Source organism: Zestosphaera sp., assembly GCA_038843015.1.
In the GTDB taxonomy this organism is placed as follows: Archaea; Thermoproteota; Thermoprotei_A; order Sulfolobales; family NBVN01; genus Zestomicrobium.
The window spans coordinates 68,639-79,871 of sequence record JAWBSH010000006.1 but is presented as its reverse complement, the minus strand read 5'-3'; the positions used below and the strand labels follow the sequence as shown (position 1 = coordinate 79,871).

The window sequence follows — 11,233 nt, the reverse complement described above, 5'->3', positions numbered from 1 at the left end:
CGAATAATATTCCCTCCCGCATCTTCTGAAGCGCGCTAACAACCTCAATGCCTGGTTTCTCATACGTCGCCACATAAGACATATTGCCACCAACTATTATTCATAAAACTTCCTATATATATTACTCTCAAAGAATGACCTAAGACTATGTCATCTTCTAATGAGTTGATAGCGAAAACGACCTCGTTCTTCAGGACAAAAAAGAAGTTAGAGGGTTGGGTAGTTGTTTCTTTTTGGTTTTTTCTAGGGTTTGTAAAAATTGTGAATGTGGTGGTCTCGGGGCTTCCGAGACTTACGGCGGCTCATGAGGGGGCTCGGGGATGCCTTGATTAATCACCACAGAGAAACAAACAAAAACCTCAAGATAAGAAGCGGTTTGTCAACCTAGAACTCTATGAAGTTAAAGCACCACGCCGGAGAGCCAACGCAGAACCAAATCCTCCAAGGGATGGAGAAGATAGCCTAAAACTTTCAAGAACCTCCGCCCTAAAGAGCGAGGGAGTCAGGGAAGGTGTCTTCTGAGTGTGTGAGAGAAATGGGGCTCCGGCCGGGATTTGAACCCGGGACCTCGGGGTCCACAGCCCCGCGCTCTCCCAGACTGAGCTACCGGAGCCACCAATAGTATTGAGTTTTGTTAGTTTTTAAGTTGTGGTGTTTATCAGACCTCACACGGTTCTTCATCCTTGTCTGTTCCGATGTTCTTCATCATTTGGTTACTATTTTATTTGTGTTTTCTGTAATTATATATGTGGTGTTGCTTGGTGGGTGAGGAAGAGTTTAGAGTCGTTGTTGAGTATCCTAGTGGCAAGGTTTTTAGTAAGATTCTCGAGATGGTTTCTGGGATTGTTGATGAGGCTTTATTCACTTTCGATGCCGAGGGTCTTAAGATAAGAGCTCTCGACCCTGCTCAAGTAGCTTTAGTTAGTGTTTATGTTCCCTCATCTAGCTTCTTAACATATAACGTGGTGGAAGAGACTTCAGTCGGGGTAAATCTGAGTAATTTAATGAGGACTCTTCCAAAGCCTAAGAAGTCGGACAAGGTTGTTCTCAGAGCTGGTGAAGACTTTTACGAATTCGTTATTGAGTCCGTGACTGTGAGGAGGTATAGGTATAGGTCTATCGAAGTTCCAGTATCTGAGATACCTGAGATAACACTAGAATTCAAGGTTAGGGGATCTGTATACACCTCAGCGTTTAAGACAGCCTTAAGTGACTTGAGAGGTAGCGGGACTATAATCTTCGAAGCAAGTAATAATCAAGTCTTGAAACTCACAGCCCCGGAGGTGGGTGGTGAAGTTAGCTTCTCTGTAATGGGTGGCTCACTCATAGAGCTAGAAGTTGACGAAAGCTCTAAAAGCTCTTATGAGGAGAGCTACATAATTAAAATCTTACCACTCTGTGAAGTCACTGACGCTGTTAAAATCGAGTTTAGTTCTGATCAGCCCATACGTCTTACCTTTAACTTACCTGGTGGCGAGGTAATAGAATATTTAAGTGCGCCAAAGGCCTAAATAACAAAATTTTTATTCCTTAACGCTACTCTTATTATTGGTGAAATAATCGTGGTTCAAGAAATTGATGAGTTAGATAAGAAACTCCTGAATATTCTGCAAGAAAATGCAGACCTCACTTACTCTGAGATAGGTAAGATACTTGGTGTAAGCCCCTCCACAGTATACATGAGGTTGAGGAAGTTAAAAGAGAGAGGGCTAATAAAGAGGATAGTAGCTGAGGTAACTCCTGAGTTAGTAGGTCTCAACTTAAGAGCTCTAGTATTCCTTTCGATAGATGTGAGAAAGTACTCAGACATAACTAGCAAGTTAGCTAGCATGCCTAACATTAAGGCAGTCTACGACGTGACTGGCGAGTGGACTCTCGTAACTGAAGTATACGTTAAAGACCACAAAGAACTCTCTGATTTACTAGACGTCATAGGAGCGCTAGAGGGAGTTCAGAGAACCTCCACAGCAGTTGTGTTGAGAGTGATCAAAGAAGACAGGAAGGTACTCATAACGTGAAGCCAATATACGCTTACGGATACTTCATAGTCTCACTAACAGGAGACTTTCACCAGATAATGATTTACGAGTACATAGATACCGAAGAAGAGTTCGCGCGAGCACTAAAGACTAGACTAGAAGAAGAACTAGAAGCTATGAAGAATAACATGCAGTCGTTCTTAAATGAAGAGATAGTTAAGGTCAATGGAGTGATAACTAAGCCTAGAGTAATATTAGTTAATGCTGGCTTCAGAGGCTCTCTCAAGAGACCCTTCATAGAGTTCCTAATTCACTTCAGAGGAGACTTAATAGAAGGGCTCAACACGTATGAGAACATATACGAGTCTGAAATCACCACATACGACTACAGCGTTGTCTGGATCTTTCCACAGAATTCTGAGGTAGTTGAAGCGGATGTGGGGGTTGAGTACGAAGTCAAGCCAAAAAACGTTTTAAGATTTTCTGTTAAGAGAGGCTTTAGGATTCCTGGTTACGAGAAGATAGTCTTTCGCTTGGTTTCTTGAGATTCTTTAGACGTTTTGTATAGTATTGAAGTGGCGTCTTAACCCCGCACTCAGCCACGCACATGCCTAATTCCTTCATCTTAATGCAACTGTAGGTTCTGTACTTCTTCCCGCCACCCTTCATACCAGCTAAGTGTTCTATCTGGTACCTAGCTATCTTCTCGTTAAAGTCTGGCGCATTCTTCATTAAATCAAGGACATAATTTACTGAAGCCCCCACGTTAAGAAGGAACGTAGCTAAAGCAAACCTCTGAATATGTGTTAGGTGCTCACTAGCTCTCAAAGATTTAATCAGTTCAGTAATGCATGGCGGAAAAAACTCTTCTTTAATCTCACTCGGGAGTGCTTGACTAGATTCTTCAGCACGTAAGTGCTTATACTCTCTGCGGATGACCTCAGCTATATCGCTTCTCAAGTCTTCTAAAACGTTAGTGTCAGTCAGCTTAAAACTTAATTCCTCAAATAACTTGATTAAGTATTCCTTGAGGGGGTCTTCTAACAGGCGCACATATTTACTCTTAGGTAAGTATACGTAGCCTTCTCTCACGTAAGTCTCTAGTAGCGACCAGCCCGCCTCCCCTAAGAGCCTCTCAGCGTAAGTCAAGTACTTAGGTATTGTTAGCCTGAACTGAAAACACGATATTTCTGACTTAGGTTCAGAAGGCAATACTACCTTATAACCACACTCATCATCTCTGGCAAGCAACTCACTCGATATGCCCAACATGCGTGAAACACTCCATAAAAACTTGCTATTCTCTAGCTTCATCAACTCTATGAAGTCTTTCACTTCACTGTCTACGTATTTCCTGAGGGCCCACACGTCTGTAAGGCCTGCCGCGAGTAACCCCATGTAGAAAACCAGATACTCGTCTTCATCCTGCTCTGCAAGGCTGACGCCCAAGCTCTTACTCTTCCTCCTAGAGAGAGCTCTCTTTACTCTATCAGCAGCCTTAATCTTTAAGACTTTATTAGTGAATAGTACTGCCAGGTCTACCTCACTCCCGAATCTCTCTCTGAAATACTCGTCTAGCCTCTTTAGAAAAGGGTATATGTAGTGCTTACTCAACTCTCCAGCCCTCCACCAAACTACTAAAACGTTTTCAGAGACTATAATAGTTCAGGGTCTCGCGAATTAGTTATTAAGAGTAGTTATCGTAATATTACTAAGAGGTGGGTGGGGATGGGTAGGTGGGTAGTTACTTCAGCATGGCCATACATAAACTCCGTGCCTCACTTAGGCAACATGATAGGCAGTGTTTTGTCAGCTGACGTTTACGCTAGGTTTCTCCGGATGATGGGTGAGGACGTAGTCTTCGTAAGCGGTAGTGATGAACACGGTACGGTCATAGAGGTTGAGGCTCGTAAGAAGAACGTTCCGCCTGAAGAATTAACTAGCTCTTCACATGATTATATAGTGAAACTCTGGAAGTTGTGGGATATATCCTTCGACAACTACACTAGGACTGAAAGCAAGACTCATAAAGAGTTTGTCAGAGAATTTATGTTGAGAGTCTTTAGAAACGGTTTTATTGAAGAGAAAGTTCAGGTAATTCCTTACTGTCCTAAAGACGAGATATACTTGCCTGACAGATTCGTAGAGGGCATATGCCCCTACTGTGGTTTTGAGGGAGCTAGGGGGGATCAATGCGATAACTGCGGCAGACTCCTAGAAGCTGAGCAGTTAATTAGCCCTAAATGTGTCTTTTGTAGGTCTACCCCGATCTTCAAAAACAGAAAACACTGGTTTTTCAGACTAGATAAGTTCGAGGAGAGCATACTTGAGTGGATAACAAAACATGACTTGCTAGACGAGAACGTGAAAAACTTTACTAAGTCTTGGATAGAAACGACAGGCTTAACTCCTAGATCACTTACACGAGATAATAAGTGGGGTATCCCATCACCTTTCCCAGGCTCTGAAGACAAAACTATATATGTCTGGTTTGACGCGTTACTGGGTTACATCTCAGCTACTAAAGAGTTTTTCGTTAAGCTAGGCAAGGAGAGCGAGTGGGTTAAGTACTGGCTTGACAACGAAGCTAAGACTGCTTACTTCATAGGTAAAGACAACATACCGTTCCACGCAGTAATACTCCCGGCATTACTCATGGCTACTCAAGAACCCTACGTCTTACCCACGCTAATCTCAGCTACTGAGTACCTGATGTATGAGGGGAGGAAGTTTAGCAAGAGTAGGAGAGTTGGTGTCTGGATTGACGAAGCACTTAAGATAGTTGATAACGCAGATTACTGGAGATACTCGCTCATAAGAATGAGGCCGGAAGATAAAGACACAAACTTTAAATGGTCTGAGTTCGTGAGATTCGTTAATAACGAGCTTAACGACCATATAGGAAACTTTATTCATAGAGTGCTGACGCTAATACACAGGTTCTTCGAGGGAGTAGTTGATGAGGTAGTGTTAACGGACAGTACAGACATAGAGTTCAGGAAGTACGTTGATGAGGTTTGGGCTTCCTACAAATCCCTAATGTATAGGGCTAGACTCAGAGAAGCTAGTGAACTAGTAGTTAAGCTGAGTGAGAAGGGGAATCAGTACGTTAACGTTAAGGCTCCCTGGGCTAAGATCAAGGAAAACGTCGATGAAGTCAAGAGTACCTTAAACGTGGGCTTTACGGCAGTCTTAACACTCAGCATCATGTTATACCCTATAACACCTCATTCATCTAAAAAACTACTCAAAACAATAAATGTAGATGATGAGGGGATAGTCATCAGGAATCATCCTCTAGAGCTGGTTAAGCTACCTCATAAAATAAATAAGCCAGAGCAAGTCTTTACTAAGATACCGCAAAAACTAGTTGATATTCTGTTAGACGACTCTAAAAGAGAACAATACTTAGAGCGAGTACGTAGTGAGTTAAATAATGAGAGGCCAGAAGTCCTGAGATTCTGATTCTTCCTTCTGCTTAGTAAGATCTACTACTTTACCCTCAAACACATTAACACCGTGAAAACTCTCAGAAATCCTAACTAAAGCCTTATAACTTTTCTCGCTCAACAGCACATCACTACCTACGACTAAAACGTACAAACCCTCAAAAGGATTTAAAGGAGGATCAGGGAGAGTGGGGTCAGGCTTTTCTTTACCGACGTATATCCACCTCATCCTAGGCTTGCTACGTGAGCCAGAAATTTTATATACTCTATACCAATACCTACCAAAATAAACATACCTGATACTGAGGAACATATCAGGAGACTTAAGGTAAACGAAGTGGAGAGGCTTTAAGTAATATCCGCTATCCTTTATCAGCACGTTATACTCGTTAATCTTATGTTTGTAAGGCTCGTAAAGATTCATGAGTATTGGGTACCCGTCAATTATGGCTACCTTAGCTCTCATCTAATCCTCACTAAAAATATTTCTATAACTAGGAAATAAATCTTTTACAGTTGAAAACCTCGTCTCTCTAGTGTGGGGATGGTGTGGTAGGGTTTGTGAGTTCCATATCTTTTAGTATATTTCGGCGGATAGTAGATCCCTGAGTCCCGCACTGTGTGGGGGTAGGGGGTGAAGCGCCGAGACCGGACGCAGGACTAAACCCGACTTCTACCGGGAATGTAGCTCTAAACTTTCCCATAACCCTCGCCCTTCAGAAGGGCGAGGAGGTCAGCTACGTAATAACACTTCAAGGATTAAGACACTTACTCACTTTAGCTAGTTTTATTTTTCTTAGTTGTGTGTAAACTTCGTTTAAGTACTTATCTATGAGTTCTGAAGTTACTCCTCTGTCTCTAGCAATCTCTTTAACTCTCTCCTCTACTAGAGAGTAATTCTTTAGAGTCTCGTTAAGATGTCTCCAATCTATATTAGCGAGTGATTTACCTATTAGTGTGTCATAAGGTAAGGCTCCCAAAATAAACAGCGAGGATATTATAGGGTAACCTATATAACCCCTATATATCGTGCCATTATCTGTGCTACACGCCTCTTTCTTCTCTAAGTCCACGTACACGTTATATATTCTGTCTCCTTCAGAAGATACTACTCTAAACAACTTATCATCTAATTTCTTAACCCTGCCGTCAGCCACAGCCCCGGTAGCTTCAAGGATTTTTATTCTTGGAGGCATTTTAAGGTACATACTCTCACTAACTTCAAGTATTGTTAGTTTTGAAATCTTAAAAACAGCAATTATTCTTCTTTAGAAATCTTATCCGCGTAATCTTCGGGACTCAGTAATTTGCTTTCATCAACTCTCGAAGACTTTAACTTGATTATCCATCCACGCCCGTAAGGGTCTGTGTTTATTAAGTCTGGTTTCTCTGTGAGTTCTTCGTTAACTTCAATAACTTCGCCTTCTATGGGTGTGTAAACTTCTGCTACCGCCTTAACAGACTCGAGTGTCGCTACCGCCTCGTCAGCATTAACCCTCCTACCTACTTCTGGCAACTCCACGTTGACTATGTATTTCAGCTTCTTCTGAGCGTAGTCTGTGATTCCCAGAGTCACCGTATCTCCTTCGACTCTAACCCATTCGTCTTTAGCTGTGTAAAGCAGGTTCTTACGTACTAAGTACTCACCAAGTCTCGTCTTTACTACTATTTGCTGCTCACTCATTTCAAGTCCCTCAAATTAATGGGAAGTCAACAATTTTAGCTTTTTGTCTGCCTCCCCTCACTTCAAGATCTAGTCTTGAGCCTATGTACGCGTGGCTGGTGTTCACGTAACCCATAGCTACTCCAGTGTTCAGGTAAGGAGAGAAAGCGCCACTAGTTACCTTACCTACTAGGTTGTTTCCAGCGTAAATTCCCGCACCATGCCTAGGAATGACCCTCAAGCCTTTCTTAAGCTTTAGTCCCACTCTAATCCTAGAAACTCCTCTCTCGTATATCTCTCTGAGCTTAGGACATCCTATACAGTCTTCTTTTTCTAGAGATATAGGTAGCCAGTACCTAGCCTCAACAGGATTCGTGCTCTCGTCCATGTCTTGACCTATCAGAAGATAACCCATCTCGAGTCTTAGGGTGTCTCTAGCTATGAGTCCCGCGGGTTTAGCCCCTAGAGCTACAGACTTCCTAAGTATTTCTGCCCCGTGATTTACGTCGGTCCATATCTCGAAGCCGAATGACCGGACCTCCTCCCCCGTCCATCCTGAGTGACTCACCAGCATAGTTTTCTTCCCAGCTACTTCAGCACCGTAAGCAAACTCGAGGATTTTCAAGTTTCTGGCTTCAGCGAAGCCTAGGTTCTCCATCACCTCAGCAGCTTTAGGCCCTTGAATAGCTATTAGAGTCGATTTTAGAGTTACGTTCTCTATTTCTACGTCTGTGTATCCCCATCTAGCTCTCCACACATTCATCCATTCTAGGTCTTTCTCGACGTTAGGCGCATTAACAACAGCAAGCCATAAGTCTTCACTAACATTATAGAGCATGATGTCATCTCTAATACCTGCACTCTCATTCATCAATAATACCGGGCCACTCATTCTTCCAGCGCCTACCTCACTAAGGTCTTTAGAAACTAGCTTCTGCAAAAACTCGAAGACACGTCTGCCTCTAATCACGTACCTGCCCATGTGAGATACGTCAAACACAGACGCTGAAGTTCTGGTATTCATGTGCTCTTCGAGGGGGTTGCCATAATCCATAGAAGTAACCCAACCAGCAAACTCGCCTACGTTACCGCTCAACTCTTTCTGAACGTCTAACAAGGGCACTTCTTTAACTATTTCAAGCACCCCGTCTATAATAAACTAACTCAAAGTATTTTAATTAAGTCGTTAAGAACTATAAGGAGACCCGAATGCCACATAACTGGATACCTAATTCCTCACCTGACATCAAGAAAGAGTTGATGAAGGAGCTAGGTATAAGTGACGTACTAGAATTATTTAATGACGTACCTACCGAGATAATCTTCAACAGAGACTTAAGTATTGGTTTCGGGAAGCCGTTAACTGAGTATGAGGTTAGGAGACTATTCAACGAGCTAATTTCTAAGAACCGCTTAAGTAATGTCCCGTCATTCATTGGAGGCGGTGTGTGTCAGCACTACGTGCCTTCCGTCGTGAAAGCAATACTTTCTAGACCCGAGTTCTACACTGCGTACACGCCTTACCAAGCTGAAATAGCTCAAGGACTACTGCAGGCTTTATTCGAATACCAGAGCCTCATAGCTAACTTATACGGGGTTAAGGTCGTTAACGCGTCAATGTATAACGGCAGTACAGCCTCGGCTGAAGCAGTGTTAATGGCTGCTCGAGTAAAGAAGAAAAAGAAGATCTTGGTTAGCGGCTACGCACATCCAGAGATAATTGAGGTGATGAAGTCTTGGGGTTTTGGAGCTGGCTTAGACATCGTTAAGGTTCAGGTAGATCTTAAGTCTGGTGAGACAGACTTAAGTGATTTGAGGAGTAAGCTAGACAAAGATACTGCGGCAGTCTTCATACAGACACCTAACTTCTTCGGCGTTGTTGAGTCTGCTCTTAAGGAAGTCATTGAAGAAACACATAAATTCGATGCTTTAAGCATAGTCTACTCGAATCCACTATCATTAGGTATTTTCGAGAGTCCAGGAAGCTTAGGCGCTGACATCGTAGTCGGTGATGTACAGGGTCTTGGTGTGAGTCTTAATTATGGAGGTCCTTCAGCCGGCATCCTGGGGATAAACGATGAGAAGGAGTTACTGAGGCAGTTGCCAGGAAGGCTGATAGGAGCTACGCGTACTTTAGGTAGTGATGAGTTAGGCTTCACGATGATACTCCAGACTAGGGAACAACATATTAAGAGGGAGAAAGCAACTTCCAACATAACTACTAACTCCTCGTTAGAGGCTGTAGGAGCTGCCGTTTACCTGACTCTACTAGGGTCTCAAGGACTCAAGAAACTTGGTGAAGCTATTCTAGGGAGGACGCATTATTTAGTAAAGCGTCTACTTAACACCAGCGTTGCAGAGCCGTTATTCCCTGAATCACTCTACTTCCGTGAGGTGAGTATTCGGTTCCACGGCAAGAAAGCTAGTCAGGTTATTAAGTTGCTGTCTAGTAGGGGAGTCAGTATAGGTCCAGCACTCAGCAAATTCTACGAAGAACTGAGTGAGTGTAGTCTAGCCTGTGTTACTGAGTTACATACTAGAAAAGACATAGACTTCCTGATGACAGTTCTCGAGGAAGTACTGGAGGGTGTTTAGAGATGCTGTTCAGGCAAGCTAAGTGGGAAGAACCTATAGTCTTCGAGTTAAGCAGTTTTAGTAAGCAGACTCTCTTGATAGATGAAGAGTTTGCTAATGAAGCTTCTGAAGCCCTGAAAAGGATACCTGAGTCTCTAGTAAGGAGTAGTGAGCTCAAGATACCTAACTTAAGTGAGGTGGAGGTTGTTAGGCATTATAACAGACTGTCTCAGATGTCTTACGGTGTTGATGTAGGTCCTGTACCTTTAGGTTCCTGCACGATGAAGTATAACCCAAAGATTTGTGAGGAGCTGGCCTCAGACCCCAGAGTAACGGAGCTTCACCCATATCAAGATGAGGAAGAAGCTCAGGGAATACTGGAGATAATGTATTTAATGCAGAGATGGCTTTCGGAGATCACGGGCATGGATGAGTGCTCACTACAACCTCCTGCAGGGGCTGCCGGCGAGTTCGTGGGAGCACTCATAATAAGAAAATATCATCATGACAGAGGCCTCAATAACAAGAACGAGATGATAGTTCCTGAAGCAGCTCACGGGTCCAACCCTGCTAGTTCAGCTATGGCCGGCTTCAAAGTAGTTAAGATACCTACAGCACCGAGTGGGGAGACAGATATAGAAGCTCTGAAGTCTGTGTTAAGCGACAATACTGCAGGACTGATGTTAACGAATCCTAACACGTTAGGTATATTCGAGTCAGGCATCGTAGAGATTTCCGACCTTATACACGAGAAGAGCGCGTTAATGTATTATGACGGGGCAAACCTAAACGGCATACTAGGTATAGTAAGACCCGGTGATATGGGCTTTGATATAGTCCACCTAAATCTACACAAGACTTTCGCAGCACCACACGGTGGTGGCGGTCCTGGCGCGGGTGCTGTTTGTGTTAGGAAGGAATTAATAGACTACTTGCCGGTACCCCTAGTAGGTTTTGACGGGCGTTCATATAAGTTGAGGTATGACCTTAGCAGAACTATAGGGAGAGTATCTTGGTTTTACGGCAATATAGTGCCTATAGTAAAGTCTTTCATCTACATAGCTGCTTTAGGACCTGCCTTAAGAGAGGTTGCTGAAGTTAGTGTCCTCAACACTAACTACTTAATGAGTAAGTTAAGGAGAATGAGAGGGATTTCATTACCTTACGGTGAGAACAGGTGGCGCAAACACGAATTCGTTGTAAGTTTTGAGAATCTTCTTAAGGAGACAGGAGTTAGTGCTGAAGATGTAGCTAAAGCTTTGCTTGATAGGGGTCTTCACGCCCCTACAATATACTTCCCGCTGATAGTTAAGGAAGCTCACATGATTGAGGTGACTGAAACAGAGACTAAAGAGAATATTGATAGGTTGGCTAAAGCTTATGAGGAGATAATAGAACTTGCATATAGGGACCCTCAAGTAGTTAAGTCCTCGCCTGTCAATACTTCAGTCAAGCGCTTAGACGTTCTAGTAGCTAATCACCCGAGGACTCTAGCGCCGACGTACGAGCATCTAAGAAGGTTGAAGAGCCAGGAAGTTTAGTGATGTCGCAGTACGTGAGGTTTGAGG

Annotated in this window: 11 protein-coding genes and 1 tRNA gene; 6 read left to right on the top strand and 6 right to left on the bottom strand. The window is 43.2% G+C overall.

Translation table 11 applies throughout. The annotated features are described in order from the left end of the window. Positions 1 to 536: 536 nt before the first annotated feature. A tRNA-His gene (locus tag QXL29_05805) sits at positions 537 to 613 on the bottom strand. A 148-nt stretch (positions 614 to 761) separates the two neighbouring features. Between QXL29_05805 and QXL29_05800 the strand changes: the two genes are divergently transcribed. From QXL29_05800 to QXL29_05790, 3 genes are read left to right on the top strand one after another with little or no spacing between them, the layout of a single operon-like run. Continuing rightward, positions 762 to 1,511 (top strand): hypothetical protein, encoded by a 750-nt coding sequence (locus QXL29_05800; GenBank protein ID MEM2284106.1) that lies wholly within the window; start codon positions 762 to 764, stop codon positions 1,509 to 1,511. Positions 1,512 to 1,562: 51 nt separating this feature from the next. Beyond that, on the top strand, positions 1,563 to 2,018 hold the full coding sequence (locus QXL29_05795; protein MEM2284105.1) for an Lrp/AsnC family transcriptional regulator: 456 nt from the start codon (positions 1,563 to 1,565) through the stop codon (positions 2,016 to 2,018). Next, positions 2,015 to 2,524: a hypothetical protein gene (locus QXL29_05790; protein ID MEM2284104.1), complete on the top strand. Its 510-nt coding sequence runs from the start codon at positions 2,015 to 2,017 to the stop codon at positions 2,522 to 2,524. Before QXL29_05795 ends, QXL29_05790 begins: the two co-directional genes overlap by 4 nt. On the opposite strand, the gene QXL29_05785 is transcribed toward QXL29_05790, so the two are convergent. Next, positions 2,478 to 3,593, bottom strand: a complete 1,116-nt coding sequence (locus tag QXL29_05785; GenBank protein ID MEM2284103.1) for a hypothetical protein — start codon at positions 3,591 to 3,593, stop codon at positions 2,478 to 2,480. The two genes, QXL29_05790 and QXL29_05785, sit on opposite strands and share 47 nt — an antisense overlap. A gap of 114 nt (positions 3,594 to 3,707) precedes the next feature. Here QXL29_05785 and metG point away from each other — a divergent pair, with 114 nt between their 5' ends. Further along, a complete protein-coding gene (metG, locus tag QXL29_05780) occupies positions 3,708 to 5,444 on the top strand; it encodes a methionine--tRNA ligase (GenBank protein MEM2284102.1) in 1,737 nt (578 codons plus the stop codon). Here the strand turns inward: metG and QXL29_05775 are convergent. From QXL29_05775 to gcvT, 4 genes are all read right to left on the bottom strand, one after another. Then, complete coding sequence (locus QXL29_05775; protein MEM2284101.1) at positions 5,409 to 5,894, bottom strand: hypothetical protein; 486 nt, start codon at positions 5,892 to 5,894, stop codon at positions 5,409 to 5,411. The two genes, metG and QXL29_05775, sit on opposite strands and share 36 nt — an antisense overlap. A 286-nt stretch (positions 5,895 to 6,180) precedes the next feature. Further along, positions 6,181 to 6,636 carry a hypothetical protein gene (locus QXL29_05770; GenBank protein ID MEM2284100.1) on the bottom strand — a complete coding sequence of 152 codons (456 nt, stop codon included), beginning with the start codon at positions 6,634 to 6,636 and terminating at the stop codon, positions 6,181 to 6,183. A gap of 50 nt (positions 6,637 to 6,686) precedes the next feature. Next, positions 6,687 to 7,112 carry a glycine cleavage system protein GcvH gene (gene gcvH, locus QXL29_05765; GenBank protein ID MEM2284099.1) on the bottom strand — a complete coding sequence of 142 codons (426 nt, stop codon included), beginning with the start codon at positions 7,110 to 7,112 and terminating at the stop codon, positions 6,687 to 6,689. Between the two features lie 10 nt (positions 7,113 to 7,122). After that, positions 7,123 to 8,235: a glycine cleavage system aminomethyltransferase GcvT gene (gcvT, locus tag QXL29_05760; protein MEM2284098.1), complete on the bottom strand. Its 1,113-nt coding sequence runs from the start codon at positions 8,233 to 8,235 to the stop codon at positions 7,123 to 7,125. Between the two features lie 65 nt (positions 8,236 to 8,300). On the opposite strand from gcvT, the gene gcvPA reads away from it, so the two are divergent. Continuing rightward, positions 8,301 to 9,686: an aminomethyl-transferring glycine dehydrogenase subunit GcvPA gene (gcvPA, locus tag QXL29_05755; GenBank protein ID MEM2284097.1), complete on the top strand. Its 1,386-nt coding sequence runs from the start codon at positions 8,301 to 8,303 to the stop codon at positions 9,684 to 9,686. Between the two features lie 2 nt (positions 9,687 to 9,688). Further along, a complete protein-coding gene (gene gcvPB, locus QXL29_05750; GenBank protein ID MEM2284096.1) occupies positions 9,689 to 11,206 on the top strand; it encodes an aminomethyl-transferring glycine dehydrogenase subunit GcvPB in 1,518 nt (505 codons plus the stop codon). Positions 11,207 to 11,233: the final 27 nt, after the last annotated feature.